This window comes from Oceanimonas aquatica (assembly GCF_030732065.1).
Classification (GTDB): Bacteria; Pseudomonadota; Gammaproteobacteria; order Enterobacterales; family Aeromonadaceae; genus Oceanimonas.
In genome coordinates this window covers 24,382-39,554 of record NZ_JAVBHX010000008.1, presented here as the reverse complement: position 1 = coordinate 39,554, position 15,173 = coordinate 24,382, and the positions used below count along the sequence as shown (strand labels likewise).

Sequence of the window (15,173 nt, the reverse complement as noted above, 5' to 3'; positions counted from 1 at the left end):
GCCATCTTTGGAGCGCGGGCGGCTCGCCCGCAAATTGCCACAAAGCGGCAATTCTCCTTTCATCAAATCCATGCGGGTATGCTCACCCGAAGAGGAAAGCCGCCGTCATTTGCCTTACAATACCCGCTTTCCATTTTTCGGGGTAAGCGCATGTCTGATTCTCACTGGGTGTTTCCCGGCTTCGATCCCGTGGCCATTCAGTTTGGGCCGCTGGCGGTGCACTGGTACGGTCTGATGTACCTGCTGGGCTTTTTGTTTGCCTGGTGGCTGGGCAACCGGCGGGCGGCGCAGCCCGGCTCCGACTGGACCAGGGATCAGGTTTCCGATGTGCTCTTCTACGGCTTTCTCGGCGTCATTGTGGGTGGCCGGCTCGGCTATGTACTTTTCTACCAGTTCGACACCTTTCTCGCCGATCCCCTGTATCTCATCAAGATCTGGTCCGGCGGCATGTCGTTCCACGGTGGCCTGATTGGGGTGCTGACCGCCTTCTGGCTGTTTGGCCGCAAGTACAACAAAACCTTTTTTACAGTGGCAGACTTCATTGCCCCATTGATCCCCTTTGGCCTGGGGGCCGGGCGTCTCGGCAACTTCATTAATGGCGAGCTGTGGGGGCGGGTAACCGAGGTGCCCTGGGGCGTGATTTTTCCGGCCGCCGGCGCGCTGCCCCGGCACCCTTCACAGCTTTATCAATTCGCGCTGGAAGGCGTGGTGCTGCTGCTTATTCTCAATCTGGCCTGGCGTGCCCGGCCGTCCCGGGGCGTGATTTCCGGGCTGTTTTTGCTGTGCTACGGCTCGTTCCGCTTCCTGGTGGAATTCGTACGCCAGCCCGATGCTCAGCTGGGTCTCTATCTAGACGTCTTCAGTATGGGTCAGTTGTTGTCGCTGCCGATGATGGTCGGCGGTGTATTGATGTTATGGGCGGCCTGTCGTCGTCCCCACTGGTTTGGTAACGGAGCAAAGACCGCATGAAAGCTTATCTCGAGCTGATGCAACACATTCTTGATCATGGTGAGCGCAAGGAAGACCGCACCGGTACCGGCACCCTGTCGGTGTTTGGTCACCAGATGCGTTTTAATCTGGCCGAGGGCTTTCCGCTGGTCACCACCAAGAAATGTCACCTCAGATCCATTATTCACGAGCTGCTGTGGTTTCTGAACGGCGACACCAATATCGGTTACCTCAAGGAAAACGGCGTCAGTATCTGGGATGAATGGGCCGACGAAAACGGCGACCTGGGGCCGGTGTACGGTAAGCAGTGGCGCAGCTGGCAGGGCGCCGACGGCCGGGTGATCGACCAGATCAGCCAGGCGCTGGAGACCATCAAGACCAATCCGGACAGTCGCCGCATTATTGTCTCTGCCTGGAACGTGGGCGAGCTGGAGCAAATGGCGCTGGCGCCCTGTCATTCGCTGTTTCAGTTCTATGTGGCCAACGGCAAGTTGTCCTGCCAGCTGTATCAGCGCAGCTGTGATGTGTTCCTGGGGTTGCCCTTCAACATTGCCAGCTATGCGCTGCTCACCATGATGATGGCCCAGCAGGCCGGCCTTGAGCCGGGCGACTTCGTCTGGACCGGCGGCGACGTGCACCTGTACAGCAATCATCTGGAGCAGACCCGGCTGCAACTGAGCCGCGAGCCGAAAGCCTTGCCCGTCATGCGGCTGGCACGCCGGCCGGATTCACTGTTTGAATATGTATATGAGGATTTTATTCTGGAAGACTACCATCCACATCCTCATATAAAAGCACCCGTGGCCATTTGACAGATTTTTGTTTGTAAATAAAGCTATACTTTAGTTTAACATTTCATTTTCATCGGTATTTGTAAGTCGTTTTGCACTTTCTTTCGCTTTTCCCGAGGAGTTGATCAGAAACAACCGATTATTACCTCTGTAACAAGCTGATTACACTCGGGCTGGTCTTTGAGAAGGAGCTCGATATGTCTCATGTGCTTAAACGCTTTCTGGCCATGGAGTCGGCCGGTGGAATTCTGTTAATTATTGCTGCCCTGATCGCCATGATGATGGCCAATACCGGTTTGTCTGGTATGTATCAGGAATTCCTCAATATGCGCATTCAGCTGCGCATCAGTGATCTCAACCTCGATAAACCGCTGCTGCTGTGGGTGAACGACGGCATGATGGCGGTGTTCTTCCTGCTGGTGGGCCTTGAGGTCAAGCGCGAGATGGTCGAAGGCGCCCTGTCTACCCGCGAAAAGGCCATGTTCCCGGCCCTGGCCGCCATCGGCGGCATGGTGTTTCCGGCGCTGTGGTTTATGCTGCTGAACCTGGGCGAGCCAGCCAATCAGAGTGGCTGGGCCATTCCCGCCGCCACCGACATTGCGTTTGCCCTGGGCGTCATGGCCCTGCTGGGCAAGCGCGTCCCCCTTACCCTGAAAGTCTTTTTGCTGGCGCTGGCGATCATTGACGATCTGGGTGCCATCATCATTATCGCCCTGTTCTATAACCACGGTGTCGACTTCACCGCCATGGCGGTGGGCCTGCTTGGTATTATCGGTCTGGTGTGGCTGAACCGGGCCCGGGTAAGCAATCTGGTGCCCTATTTGCTGCTGGGCTGGATTATCTGGGTTGCCGTGCTCAAGTCGGGCGTACACGCCACCCTGGCCGGCGTGATCCTGGGCTTTCTGATCCCGCTGTATGGTCATCGTTTCTCACCGTCCAAGCAGCTGGAGCACTTCCTGCACCCCTGGTGTGCCTTTGTGATATTACCGCTGTTCGCCTTTGTAAACGCCGGTGTGTCGCTGGAAGGGCTGTCGCTGAGCGATCTGACCTCGGCACTGCCCCTGGGTGTGATGGCGGGTCTGCTGCTGGGCAAGCCCATGGGTATCTTCCTGGTCAGCTGGTTGTCGGTGCGTCTGGGTTATGCTCAGTTGCCGGCAGGAGTCTGCTTTAAACAGATCTTTGCGGTCTCGGTGCTGTGTGGCATTGGTTTTACCATGTCGATCTTTATTTCCTCGCTGGCCTTTGCCGATCAGGCCCAGCTGGCCAACCTGTCGCGACTCGGTATTCTGATGGGCTCGACCCTGGCCGCGCTCAGTGGTTACGTGATGCTGAGACGGGTGCTGCCGCAAAAGGAGTCAGAGCGGCGTAAGATGTCGGTGCGTACGCAGCTGGTATAAGAAAAGCACCGAAGTTGAATGGGGCCGGCCGGGTATAAAAACCCGGCCGGTTTCTTTATGATGGGGCATTGCATGGCGGAGGCGACACCTTGTCACATCTGAACTACAACCACCTCTATTATTTCTGGATGACCCAGAAAAAGGGCTCGGTCACCAAGGCCGCCGAGGCCCTGTTTCTGACCCCCCAGACCGTGACCGGGCAGATCCGTCAGCTGGAAGAGCGGCTGGGGGGCAAGCTGTTCAAGCGCAAGGGCCGTCAGCTGGAGGCGAGCGAGCTGGGTCAGCTGGTGTACCAGTATGCGGATCGCATGTTCAGCCTGTCTTACGAGATGCTGGATATCGTCAACTACCGCAAGGAAGATCACCTGGTGTTTGAGGTGGGCATTGCTGATGCCCTGTCGAAACGACTGGCGAGCCGGGTGCTGCTGTCGGTGATCCCCAACGACGGCTCCATTCATCTGCGCTGCTACGAGTCGACCCACGAGATGCTGCTGGAGCAGCTCAGTGAGCACAAGCTGGACATGATCCTGTCCGACTGCCCGGTGGACTCGGCTCAGCATGCAGGCTTGCTGTCGAAAAAGCTGGGAGAATGCGACATCGGCTTTTACTGTCGTGAGCCGCTGCCGGTGAAGCCCTTTCCCGCTTGCCTCGAAGAGCGCAAGCTGCTGATCCCGGGCCGGCGCACCGCCATGGGCCGTCAGCTGCGCCACTGGCTGGAAGTGCAGGGACTCAAGCCGCAGATCCTGGGCGAGTTTGACGACGCAGCGCTGATGAAGGCCTTTGGCTTTTTCAATCAGGGTATCTTCGTGGCGCCCGCCATTTACCGGGATGCCATACTTCAGTATCAGCCGGTGATCGAAATTGGCCGGGCCACCGAGCTGAAGGAAGAGTATTACGTGATCTTCGCCGAGCGCATGATCCAGCATCCGGCGGTCAAGCGACTGTGCGAAAGCGACTTCAGCTCACTGTTCTCCGGCCTCGACGACTTTTCGGCGGTCACGCCCCCCGCCACCTTTGATGATGAATTCAGCTGAGAGCTTCAACGTGAACGCGACCAAAGAAATGAATATTGAGGACATGGAAGCCAATGCCGCCCAGGCGGTCAAGCTGCTCAAGGCGCTGGCCAACGAGCGGCGACTGTTCATTTTGTGTCACCTGCTCGACAACGAACTGTCGGTGGGGGAGATGAACCAGTTTCTGGGGTTAAGCCAGTCGGCCCTGTCTCAGCATCTGGCCATTTTGCGCAATGACGATCTGGTGAGCACCCGCAAGGAAGCGCAAACCGTGTATTACTCGCTGAAAAGTGAGGAAGTACGGGAAATGATCGCCCTGCTGCACCGGCTGTATTGCCGGTAGGCCCCGATTTATCGGGGCAACGGCATCGTCTGTCGTCTGCGTTGCCTGGCTGAAGCCGGGCCTGCACCGTCAAACAGGCAACAAAAAACCGGCATAAAGCCGGTTTTTTCGATGCCAGAGTAAAGACTCTTACAGAGCTTTGATCTGGGCATTCAGGCGGCTCTTGTGACGAGCGGCCTTGTTCTTGTGGATCAGGCCTTTGGTGGCCATGCGGTCCAGCAGCGGCTGAGCGGCATCAAACGCCTTCTGGGCGTTGGCCTTGTCACCGGTAGCGATGGCAGCAATTACTTTTTTCACGTAAGTGCGAACCATGGAACGACGGCTGGCGTTGTGCTTGCGACGCTTTTCAGCCTGAATCGCGCGTTTCTTAGCAGACTTGATGTTAGCCAAGGTAAAACTCCTGAATCTGTCTTAGCGAGTGCTCATAAAAGGCCGTGGACTATGCCTTTTTCACCGCAGTTTGTCAATTGATTTGTGCAAATAAACACCGCCCTGTGGCGTGGCACAGGGCAGGGGGTTAAACTGTCCGCCGAATTCTAGCAGTATTCACCTGCGTTCAGCAATTTCTTACCGCGAGGTTTTCATTTTGAGCAAGGCGCTGTTGCGGTCGGGCATGATTGTCTCTGCCATGACCCTGGTTTCCCGTGTGCTGGGACTGGTCCGGGACGTGGTCATCGCCAATCTGATGGGGGCGGGGGCCTCCGCCGATGTGTTCTTTTTTGCCAACCGCATTCCCAACTTTCTGCGCCGCTTGTTTGCCGAGGGCGCCTTTAACCAGGCCTTTGTGCCGGTGATGACCGAATACAAGCAGACCAAAAGCTTCAGGGACACTCAGGACCTGCTGGCGGCAGTGTCGGGCACCCTGGGGCTGATTGTGACTCTGGTGACCCTGGCGGGCATGCTGGGCTCAGGGGTGGTCACCGCCCTGTTCGGTGCCGGCTGGTTTATGGAGTGGCTGAACGGTGGCCCCGAAGCCCACAAGTTTGAGCTGGCCTCACTGTTGCTCAAAATCACCTTTCCCTACCTGTGGTTTATCAGCTTTACCGCCATGGCCGGCGCCATTCTCAACACCTTTGGCAAGTTTGCGGTGTCCTCCTTTACCCCGGTGTTTCTCAATATCTGTATCATTGCGGCGGCGCTGTTTCTGTCGCCTCACTTGGCCCAGCCTGAAATCGGCCTGGCGGTGGGGGTGTTTGCCGGCGGCCTGGTGCAGTTTTTGTTTCAGTTTCCGTTTCTCGCCAAACTCAAACTGCTGGTGCGTCCGCGCTGGGCCTGGCACCACCCTGGCGTGGTGAAAATCCGTACCCTGATGATTCCGGCACTGTTCGGGGTGTCGGTGAGTCAGGTCAACCTGCTGTTCGACACCATGCTGGCGTCGTTTCTGGCCACTGGCTCCATCAGTTACCTGTATTACTCCGACCGGCTGCTGGAGTTTCCGCTGGGGCTGTTTGGCATCGCCATTGCCACCGTGATCCTGCCGGCGCTGTCCAGCCGCCATGTGGACGAGGCCAAAGACGGCTTTGCCGCCACCATGGACTGGGGGGTACGCATGGTGCTGCTGATGGGCTTTCCCGCCATGCTGGGGCTGATTATGCTGAACGAGCCCATGCTGCGCGTGCTGTTTATGCGTGGTGAGTTCGGTATGGAAGAAGTGGCCGCGGCGGGCAAAAGCCTGGTGGCCTACGGCCTGGGACTGCAGGCCTTCATGCTGATCAAGGTGTTGGCGCCGGGCTACTACGCCCGCCAGGACACCAAAACCCCGGTGCGCTTTGGCATTATCGCCATGGTGGCCAACATGGTCTTCAACGCCGTGCTGATCTTTCCTCTGGAGTATGTGGGCCTGGCGCTGGCCACGGCGCTGTCGGGTATGCTGAACGCCGGCCTGCTGGGCTGGGGCCTGCATCAGCGCTCGGTATACAGCCCAAGCCGGACTACGCTGGCCTTTATGGCGCAGGTGGTCGCGGCCGGCGCCGGCATGGCTGCCCTGTTGTGGTGGCTGTCGCCGCCGCTGGAGACCTGGGCCGGCTGGAGCCTGTGGCAAAGCGGACTGCACCTGCTGGGTTATATTGCGGCGGGGGCGCTGTGCTATGGCGTGCTGCTGGGGGTACTGGGGGTGCGGCCGCGCCACTTCCGGGCCATCGAGTCATGAGTGCCGCTTGTTGCGCCGAATCGCACCCTTGCCCAACAAGGGCTGATTCCGAGGGCCGGCTGAGTTATAATCCGCCGATTTGCAGGGCCCGGCAGCAGGACTTATGGAGTTAATTCGCGGCATTCACAACATCAAGGCGTGGCATCGTGGCTGCGTGCTGTCCATTGGCAACTTCGATGGCGTGCACCTGGGGCATCAGGCGGTGCTGCGCGGGCTGGTAGAGCGAGCACGTCGTCTGAACGTGCCCGCCTGCGTCATGGTGTTTGAACCTCAGCCTCAGGAGCTGTTTGCCCGTGGTGAGGCGCCGCCTCGGCTGACCCGCCTGCGGGAAAAATATGCCCGGTTGGCCGAGCTTGGCATCGATCGCCTGCTGTGTGTGCGTTTTACCCCCGAGTTTGCGGCCCAGAGTCCGGACGAGTTTATTCGCGGCCTGCTGGTCGACCGCCTTGGTGTGCGTTTTCTGGTGGTGGGCGACGATTTTCGCTTTGGCCGCAACCGGGGCGGGGACTTCAACCTGCTCACCCAGGCCGGGCACGTCTTTGACTTTGAGGTGGTCAGCACCCAGAGCTGGCGCATGGAAAATCGCCGGGTCAGCAGCACGCTTATTCGTCGGGCGCTGGCAGAAGACCGCTTGAATGACGCCGCCCGTATGCTGGGCCGTCCTTTCAGCCTGTGCGGCCGGGTGGCTCACGGTGCCAAACTGGGCCGTACTATCGGCTTTCCCACCGCCAATGTGGCCCTCAAGCGCCGGGTGATCCCGGTGGCGGGTGTCTATGCGGTGGAACTGAAGCGTGGCGAGCGGCGCTACCCCGGGGTGGCCAATATCGGTCACAAGCCCACGGTGAACGGCACCAAGGCGCTGCTGGAGGTGCATCTGTTTGATTTTGCCGGCGATTTGTACGGCGAACAGGTGGAAGTGGAGTTGTGCCACAAGCTGCGAAATGAACAAAAATTCGCTTCCTTTGCGCTGTTGAAGGAGCAGATTCAACGCGATGCCGCCAGTGCCCGACAATGGTTCGGGCTGGCGGTGTCAGAACCGAACGGAATGTAGGATCCATGAGCGACTATAAACACACCCTGAATTTGCCCGAAACGGAGTTTCCCATGCGCGGCAACCTGGCCAAACGCGAGCCGGGCATGCTGCAGCGCTGGTTTGATGAAGATCTCTACGGCGCCGTGCGTCGCGCCAAGGCCGGCAAGAAGCCCTTTATTCTTCACGACGGCCCTCCCTACGCCAACGGCAGCATTCACATCGGTCACTCGGTCAACAAGATCCTGAAAGACATTATCGTCAAGTCCAAGGGCCTGCTGGGTTACGACTCTCCCTACATTCCGGGCTGGGACTGCCACGGTCTGCCCATTGAGCTGAAGGTGGAAGGCAAGGTCGGCAAGCCCGGCGTCAAGGTGTCCGCCGCCGAGTTCCGGGAAGCCTGCCGCGCCTATGCCAAGGAGCAGGTGGAAGGCCAGAAGGCTGACTTTATTCGTCTGGGCGTGCTCGGCGACTGGGACAATCCCTACCTGACCATGAACTTCGACACCGAGGCCAATATCATTCGTGCCCTCGGCAAGATCATCGACAAGGGCCACCTGCACAAGGGCTCCAAGCCGGTGCACTGGTGCACCGACTGTGGCTCGGCGCTGGCCGAAGCCGAGGTGGAATACGAAGACAAGCGCTCGCCGGCCATTGACGTGCGCTTCAAGGCCGCCGATGAAGCCGCCGTGGCCGCCAGCTTTGACTGTGCCGACGGCCACACCGGCCAGGGCCCGATCTCCGTGGTGATCTGGACCACTACCCCCTGGACCCTGCCCGCCAACCGGGCGGTGGCCCTGCACGCCGAGCTCAACTACGCCCTGGTACAGGTGGAAGGCGACAACCCCGAGCGGTTGATCCTAGCCGCGGATCTGGTCAAGGACGTGATGGACAGGGCCGGCATTACCCACTACCACAACCTGGGTTACTGTCAGGGTGCTGCGCTTGAGCTGAAGCGTTTTCAGCATCCTTTCTACGACTTTGAGGTGCCGGCGATCCTGGGTGAGCACGTCACCACCGATTCCGGTACCGGCGCCGTGCACACCGCCCCCGGCCACGGCCAGGAAGACTTCGCGGTAGGCCAGCACTACGGCTTGGAAGTGGCCAACCCGGTGGGTGGCAACGGCGTCTACCTGCCCGACACCGAGCTGTTTGCCGGTCAGCACGTATTCAAGGCCAACGACGCCGTGGTGGAAGTGCTCAAGGAACGCGGTGCCCTGCTGCATCACGAAGCCTACACCCACTCCTATCCGCATTGCTGGCGCCACAAGACCCCCATCATTTTCCGGGCCACGCCGCAGTGGTTTATCAGCATGGATCAGGCCGGTCTGCGCGGTCAGGCACTGAACGAAATTGAAAAGGTTCAGTGGGTGCCCGAGTGGGGCCAGAACCGCATTCAGTCCATGGTGGAAAACCGTCCGGACTGGTGTATCTCCCGTCAGCGCACCTGGGGCGTGCCCATTGCCCTGTTTGTGCATAAAGACACTCAGGAGCTGCACCCCCGCGCCACCGAGCTGATGGAAGAAGTGGCCAAGCGGGTGGAAAAGGCCGGCATTCAGGCCTGGTGGGATCTGGACCCCGCCGAGCTGCTGGGCGAGGAAGCCGGTCAGTACGACAAGGTGCTCGACACTCTGGATGTCTGGTTCGACTCCGGCTCCACCCATGCCTCTGTAGTTGACGTGCGCCCCGAGTTTCAAGGTCACCCCGCCGACATGTATCTGGAAGGCTCGGATCAGCACCGCGGCTGGTTTATGTCGTCGCTGATGATCTCTACCGCCATGAAGGGCCATGCCCCGTACCGCCAGGTACTGACCCACGGCTTTACCGTGGATGGTCAGGGCCGCAAAATGTCCAAGTCCATCGGCAACGTGGTCAGCCCCCAGGAGGTGATGAACAAGCTGGGCGCCGACATTCTGCGGCTGTGGGTGGCGAGCACCGACTACTCCGGTGAAATGACGGTTTCCGACGAGATTTTGAAGCGCAGCGCCGATGCCTATCGCCGTATTCGCAACACCGCCCGCTTCCTGCTGGCCAACCTCAACGGCTTTAACCCGGCCACCGACATGGTGGCACCGGAAGACATGGTGGTGATCGACCGCTGGGCCGTGGGTCGTGCCCAGGCCATTCAGCAGGAGATCACTCAGGCCTTTGATGAATACAACTTCCATCTGGTCACCCAGAAGCTGATGCAGTTCTGCTCCATCGAAATGGGCTCCTTCTATCTGGACGTGATCAAGGACCGTCAGTACACCGCCAAGGCCGACAGCCAGGCGCGCCGCTCCTGCCAGACTGCGCTCTACCACATTGTGGAGGCCCTGGTGCGCTGGATGGCGCCGATCATGAGCTTTACCGCCGACGAGATCTGGGCCCTGCTGCCCGGTGAGCGCGAGCGTTTCGTGTTTACCGAAGAGTTCTACGACGGCCTCTTTGGGCTGGCCGAGGGCGAGCAGCTGGGTGATGCCTACTGGGCCGAACTGCTCAAGGTACGTCAGGCGGTGAACAAGGCACTGGAAAGCGCACGGGGTGACAAGGTGATTGGCGGCGCGCTGGAAGCCGACATTACCCTGTATGCCGATGATGCTCTGGCTGACAAACTGGCACAACTGGGCGAGGAGCTGCGTTTTGTGATGCTGACCTCCAGGGTCACAGTGGCACCGCTGGCCGATGCCGCTGATGCCACCGACACCGAGCTGGCCGGCCTCAAGGTGGGCGTGGCCAAGAGCGACGCCGAGAAGTGTGGTCGCTGCTGGCACCATGTGGACGATGTGGGCAGTCATGAAGGCCACGAGGGCATCTGCGGCCGTTGTGTGTCCAATGTGGCCGGAGACGGCGAAGTTCGCCGGTTCGCCTGATGCGGGCAGTGCTGAATACCGGCCTGCGCTGGTGGTGGCTGGCGATTGTCACCATAGTGCTGGATCAGGTAAGCAAGTGGCTGACCGTGAACTACCTGGATTACGGTTACCCGGGGGTGGAAATCGCCCCCTTCTTTAACCTGGTGCATGTTTATAATCCCGGCGCGGCGTTCAGCTTTCTCGCCGATCAGGGCGGCTGGCAGCGCTGGTTTTTTGCCGGCCTGGCGGTTGCCGTGACCGTGCTGCTGAGCATATGGATGTACAAGGCGCCACGCACCGCACGCTGGATGCCGGTGGCCTATGCGCTGATCATCGGCGGGGCTATCGGCAACGTAATCGACCGTTTGCTGCTGGGTCACGTGGTCGACTTTCTCGACTTCTACGTGGGCAACTGGCACTGGCCGGCGTTCAATCTGGCCGACAGCTTTATTTTTGTCGGCGCCGCCATGATCATTATCGACAGCTTCAAAAAGGACAGCCCCCAATGAGCAATATCATCGGCCCCAACAGCACTGTGTTGTTTCACTTTACCATCAAGCTGGAAGACGGCTCGGTGGCCGACAGCACCCAGGTGCATGGCAAGCCCGCCCGACTGCAGATGGGTGATGGCAGCCTGACCGATAACTTTGAGTCCTGCCTGCTGGGCCTGGAAGCCGGTACCAAAAAGGTGTTTGAATTGACCCCGGACGACGCCTTTGGCCAGGTTAATCCGGACAACATTCACTACATGGAGCGCAGCCGTTTCGGTGCCGATCTGGAGCTGGAAGAGGGCGCGATTCTGTCGTTCACCCAGCCCAATGGTGCCGAGATCCCCGGCATTATTCGCGGTGTGGCCGGCGACTCGGTGACCGTGGACTTCAACCACCCCCTGGCCGGTCAGAACGTCACCTTTGAGGTGGAGATCCTGTCCGTCGATGACGAAAACGGAGCCTGATCATGGAAATCCTGCTCGCCAACCCCCGCGGCTTTTGTGCCGGCGTGGACAGAGCCATCAGCATAGTGCAGAGCGCCCTGGAAAAATTTGGCGCCCCCATCTATGTGCGTCACGAAGTGGTGCACAACCGCTACGTGGTCAACAAGCTCAAGGACGCGGGCGCCATTTTTGTGGATGAGCTGGATCAGGTGCCCGACGATAATATTGTGATCTTCTCCGCCCATGGCGTTTCCAAGGCGGTGCGGGAAGAGGCCAAACAACGGGGGCTCAAGGTGTTTGACGCCACCTGTCCGCTGGTGACCAAGGTGCACATGGAAGTGCACAGAGCCAGCCGCAAGGGCATTGAAACCATTCTGATCGGTCATGCCGGCCACCCCGAGGTGGAAGGCACCATGGGCCAGTATGAAAGCACCGACGGCGGCATGTATCTGGTGGAAAACCCGGAAGACGTGGCGGCCCTTGAGGTGAAACAGCCCGACAACCTCACCTTTGTGACCCAGACCACCCTGAGCGTGGATGAAACCTCCGATGTGATCGACGCCCTGCGGGCACGCTTTCCCACCATTGAAGGGCCGCGCAAGGACGACATCTGCTACGCCACCCAGAACCGTCAGGACGCGGTGCGGGAGCTGGCCGCCAAGGTGGATCTGATGTTGGTGGTGGGCTCGCGTAACTCGTCCAATTCCAACCGGCTGCGGGAGCTGGCCGAGAAGATCGGCACCGAGGCGCATCTCATCGATTGTGTCGAGATGGTCGAGCCGGCCTGGCTCGAAGGCGCAGCCCGCATTGGCGTCACCGCCGGCGCCTCGGCCCCGGAAGTGCTGGTGCAGGAAGTGATCTCTCATCTGCAGTCGCTGGGGGGCAATACCGTGGTGGAGCACCCCGGGCGGGAAGAAAATATTGTGTTTGAAGTACCCGCCGAGCTCAAGGTAAAGCAGGTATCCTGACCAAACCGCCCTCGGGGCGGTTTTTTATTACCAGCAGCTGGCCGGGGCCTTGCTGCCGCCTCGGGTCAGCGTGAGTGGGGAGCAGGCGGTGCCGCCTTCCTGGTCGTTTTGCTGGCTGCCCTTGGCGGTGGCGGTGAGGGTATAGCCGCTGCCGGAAACGGCGGCGGCAAAGGTATAGTTGTCGGTGCTGGTGGGGCTGATTAAATCCGCCGCCGCGCTGGTATAGGTGGGATGAGAAATGCGCCAGTCTTCCTGAGCCAGCTGCATTTTATACAGCGTCTGTATGGCCTCGATACGCCGGCTTTTTTGCATATAGGCGGAATAGGAGGGGTAGGCCACGGCGGTAATAATGGCCAGCACCGCCACCGTGATCAACAACTCAATCAGTGTAAACCCCTGCTGTTTGGGCATGGATATGTCCTTGTCTAAACTCATGCTTTGCCTCAAGCTTACTCCAGTTTGGGCCACAATGGAGACCTGTCTGTTTGAAGGATGCAACCGGCATGAGCGGAATGCAGCGCGGCCTGACCCTGATTGAACTGCTGATTGGCCTGGTGGTGATGACGATACTCACCACCTTGGCCGTGCCCGGCTTTCAGAGCCTGCGTGAGCAATACACGGTGCGCAGCGCCGGCATGGCGGTGTATGCCGATCTGCAACTGGCCCGCAGCGAAGCCATCAAGCGCAACCGGGAAGTGACCGTGTGTTTTACCAACTCGGGCGCCGCAAACTGGAGCTATGCGCTTCATGACTCCGATGACTGCTCCGGAGACATTATTGAGAGCGTTAGCAGTCAGAACTATCCGAGCATTATTGTTGAGTCAAATGTGGGCGCGGATATTACTTTTACACCACGAAGAAACACTTTTTTTGCCGGTAATATCGCGGTTAAAAATGGGACTTATGTGATGAAAGCCGTACTCTCCAATTATGGTGGCATTCGCTCCTGTTCCGATAATGGCCTGATGGGAGTGCCTTCATGCTAGTCACTCAGCGTCAGCAGGGCATGACCCTGGTGGAAATGCTGGTGTCGCTGGTGGCCGGCTTACTGGTAGTGGCGGGCGCCCTGTCGTTATTTTCCTCGGTGATCGTCTCCGGCAATACCACCCTGATGCTGTCGCGGCTCAACCAGGATGTCCAATCGGCGACCGATATCATGGTGCGGGATATTCAGCGGGCGGGGTATCACCCCAGTGCCGCTCAGGGGATGAATGGTGATGCCTCGGCAGCATCTGCCGCCGAGGCCTTGGTATTTTCCACGACCTCCGATCTTCATACTTCTACGGGTGCAAGTGCTCCCGATTGTATTCGCGTCAAGTACCAGGATGACGGCGAGTCCCCGGTAGCCACTGTGGTTCGTGTTTACAGTTATGACTCTTCCAGTAAAAGGCTGGAAGTAAAAAATGACGCTTCGGTAAGTGCCTCACTGAGTACGCTTTGCGGTACCGGCAATGCGCTGATGGCCGAGCAGGAAATCTCGGTTGATGATTTACGCTTTGAACTGGTGTCCGGCAGCAGCGCCACCGGCATGCGCACCATTCGGCTCAGCCTGAGTGCTTCTCATGTTAACCGGCCGGCGTTGTCGGTCAGCCTGCAGCGGGAGATAAAACTGAGAAATGATGGCTACTAACAAGGACAGTGGGTTCGCCACGCTCACCATTACCCTGGTGCTGGTTTCCATGCTGGTGGCGGTGTCGGTGTTTATTGGCAAGGTGCTGATTTCCGACAAGCGCATTACCCTTAACGAAATCGAATACCGGGTGGCGCTGGCGGCGGCGGAAAAAGGCATTGCCGATGCCATGGCACTGCTCAAGGTTGACCCGACGGCGACAAGCGTATCGGGCTCATTGAGCACGTCGGCAGCGAGTGCGAGCTATACGGTTACCATGGAACAAGGCGTTCCTATTCCCGACGCCTGGCAACTGGAGTCGGTGGCCACTTTGCCAAACGGTGGCGGCACCACGGTCAGCGTGCAGGTGGTGGAGCGCAGCATACTCAACCCAGCCAATGCCGGACCGGCGGCGCCGCTGCTGGTGGGCGGTGCCAGTACGGGGATCAGTGGCAATATGACTGTCGTCGCCAACCCCAATGGTGGTGGAAACGGCGTGCCTGTTTCGGTCTGGTCAGGAAAGGATATTTCAGGTATCGGTAGCATGCAGACCTGTCATTTGAGTGATTACAGTAGTAATGACTGTACCGATACGATCAGTGTTAAAACAGGTGGCACAGTTTCCTTTGACTCGGACGTGGTAGACAAAGATGCTGATTTTCCAACCGATTTGCTCAGCCATGTGTTTGGTTATGGAGCCGATGAATGGGACAAGTTGGAAGCCATGGCAACAGATATTGTATCAAGCTGCAGCAACATAGATTCACCGGGCTTTTATATTGTCGATGGAGGCGGGGAATGTGACATCGGCTCTATTCCAAATACTGCTGCCAAATCCGCTGATGAACCGGTGATTGCTCTAGTCAAGAACGCAAACATTAAGGCAGCAGGCGGTAATTATTTTTACGGCCTGTTGTTCTCTTATGACTCGGAGCCTACAACAGCTCCTGATTATACGGTTCAACTAACAGGTGGAGCTCAGATCTTTGGTGCCATTTCCACCAACCACGGTGGCGACATTCTTAACGGTACCTTTGATGCAGTATACGATCAGCAAGTTATGTGTAATATCGGTTATTGCGATGATAACAGCATGGGTAATGGTAATAACCCCTTTGTAAACCTGATGACTATTCCCGGCAGCTGGAAAGACTGGTAAC

At 58.6% G+C, this 15,173-nt stretch carries 16 protein-coding genes; 14 read left to right on the top strand and 2 right to left on the bottom strand.

The features are described from left to right. The first annotated feature begins 150 nt into the window (after positions 1-150). The 5 genes from lgt to Q9290_RS12175 all read left to right on the top strand — a co-directional run bounded on the left by lgt (position 151) and on the right by Q9290_RS12175 (position 4,492). Complete coding sequence (gene lgt / locus Q9290_RS12195; protein ID WP_306079925.1) at positions 151-969, top strand: prolipoprotein diacylglyceryl transferase; 819 nt, start codon at positions 151-153, stop codon at positions 967-969. Further along, the gene (thyA, locus tag Q9290_RS12190; protein WP_306079924.1) at positions 966-1,760 is read left to right on the top strand and encodes a thymidylate synthase; all 795 of its coding nucleotides are present in this window, start codon (positions 966-968) and stop codon (positions 1,758-1,760) included. The genes lgt and thyA overlap by 4 nt, the downstream gene beginning before the upstream one ends. 176 nt (positions 1,761-1,936) lie before the next feature. Beyond that, positions 1,937-3,136, top strand: a complete 1,200-nt coding sequence (gene nhaA / locus Q9290_RS12185; RefSeq protein ID WP_306079923.1) for a Na+/H+ antiporter NhaA — start codon at positions 1,937-1,939, stop codon at positions 3,134-3,136. 89 nt (positions 3,137-3,225) lie between these two features. Next, entirely contained in the window at positions 3,226-4,170 is a 945-nt protein-coding gene (gene nhaR, locus Q9290_RS12180) for a transcriptional activator NhaR (RefSeq protein ID WP_306079922.1), read from the top strand. A 28-nt stretch (positions 4,171-4,198) separates the two neighbouring features. Continuing rightward, positions 4,199-4,492 (top strand): ArsR/SmtB family transcription factor, encoded by a 294-nt coding sequence (locus tag Q9290_RS12175; RefSeq protein ID WP_306080067.1) that lies wholly within the window; start codon positions 4,199-4,201, stop codon positions 4,490-4,492. Positions 4,493-4,621: 129 nt separating this feature from the next. Here the strand turns inward: Q9290_RS12175 and rpsT are convergent, their stop codons facing one another. After that, entirely contained in the window at positions 4,622-4,882 is a 261-nt protein-coding gene (rpsT, locus tag Q9290_RS12170) for a 30S ribosomal protein S20 (RefSeq protein WP_014291441.1), read from the bottom strand. 196 nt (positions 4,883-5,078) lie between these two features. Between rpsT and murJ the strand changes: the two genes are divergently transcribed. From murJ to ispH, 6 genes are all read left to right on the top strand, one after another. Next, positions 5,079-6,641, top strand: a complete 1,563-nt coding sequence (gene murJ / locus Q9290_RS12165) for a murein biosynthesis integral membrane protein MurJ (protein WP_306079921.1) — start codon at positions 5,079-5,081, stop codon at positions 6,639-6,641. A 103-nt stretch (positions 6,642-6,744) separates the two neighbouring features. After that, entirely contained in the window at positions 6,745-7,692 is a 948-nt protein-coding gene (gene ribF, locus Q9290_RS12160) for a bifunctional riboflavin kinase/FAD synthetase (protein WP_306079920.1), read from the top strand. Between the two features lie 5 nt (positions 7,693-7,697). Beyond that, positions 7,698-10,523 carry an isoleucine--tRNA ligase gene (gene ileS / locus Q9290_RS12155; protein WP_306079919.1) on the top strand — a complete coding sequence of 942 codons (2,826 nt, stop codon included), beginning with the start codon at positions 7,698-7,700 and terminating at the stop codon, positions 10,521-10,523. Then, on the top strand, positions 10,523-11,011 hold the full coding sequence (gene lspA / locus Q9290_RS12150; RefSeq protein WP_306079918.1) for a signal peptidase II: 489 nt from the start codon (positions 10,523-10,525) through the stop codon (positions 11,009-11,011). The genes ileS and lspA overlap by 1 nt, the downstream gene beginning before the upstream one ends. Then, complete coding sequence (gene fkpB / locus Q9290_RS12145) at positions 11,008-11,457, top strand: FKBP-type peptidyl-prolyl cis-trans isomerase (protein WP_306079917.1); 450 nt, start codon at positions 11,008-11,010, stop codon at positions 11,455-11,457. The genes lspA and fkpB overlap by 4 nt, the downstream gene beginning before the upstream one ends. A 2-nt stretch (positions 11,458-11,459) precedes the next feature. Then, the gene (ispH, locus tag Q9290_RS12140) at positions 11,460-12,404 is read left to right on the top strand and encodes a 4-hydroxy-3-methylbut-2-enyl diphosphate reductase (RefSeq protein WP_306079916.1); all 945 of its coding nucleotides are present in this window, start codon (positions 11,460-11,462) and stop codon (positions 12,402-12,404) included. Between the two features lie 27 nt (positions 12,405-12,431). On the opposite strand, the gene Q9290_RS12135 is transcribed toward ispH, so the two are convergent. Beyond that, on the bottom strand, positions 12,432-12,815 hold the full coding sequence (locus tag Q9290_RS12135; protein WP_306079915.1) for a type IV pilin protein: 384 nt from the start codon (positions 12,813-12,815) through the stop codon (positions 12,432-12,434). A gap of 92 nt (positions 12,816-12,907) precedes the next feature. Here Q9290_RS12135 and Q9290_RS12130 point away from each other — a divergent pair, with 92 nt between their 5' ends. The 3 genes from Q9290_RS12130 to Q9290_RS12120 are packed head-to-tail and all read left to right on the top strand — an operon-like array spanning position 12,908 to position 15,172. Then, positions 12,908-13,390: a GspH/FimT family pseudopilin gene (locus Q9290_RS12130; protein ID WP_306079914.1), complete on the top strand. Its 483-nt coding sequence runs from the start codon at positions 12,908-12,910 to the stop codon at positions 13,388-13,390. Next, positions 13,384-14,034, top strand: coding sequence for a PilW family protein (locus Q9290_RS12125; protein WP_306079913.1), 651 nt, complete (start codon positions 13,384-13,386; stop codon positions 14,032-14,034). The genes Q9290_RS12130 and Q9290_RS12125 overlap by 7 nt, the downstream gene beginning before the upstream one ends. After that, positions 14,024-15,172, top strand: coding sequence for a pilus assembly PilX N-terminal domain-containing protein (locus Q9290_RS12120; RefSeq protein ID WP_306079912.1), 1,149 nt, complete (start codon positions 14,024-14,026; stop codon positions 15,170-15,172). The genes Q9290_RS12125 and Q9290_RS12120 overlap by 11 nt, the downstream gene beginning before the upstream one ends. The last annotated feature ends 1 nt before the right edge of the window (position 15,173 follow it).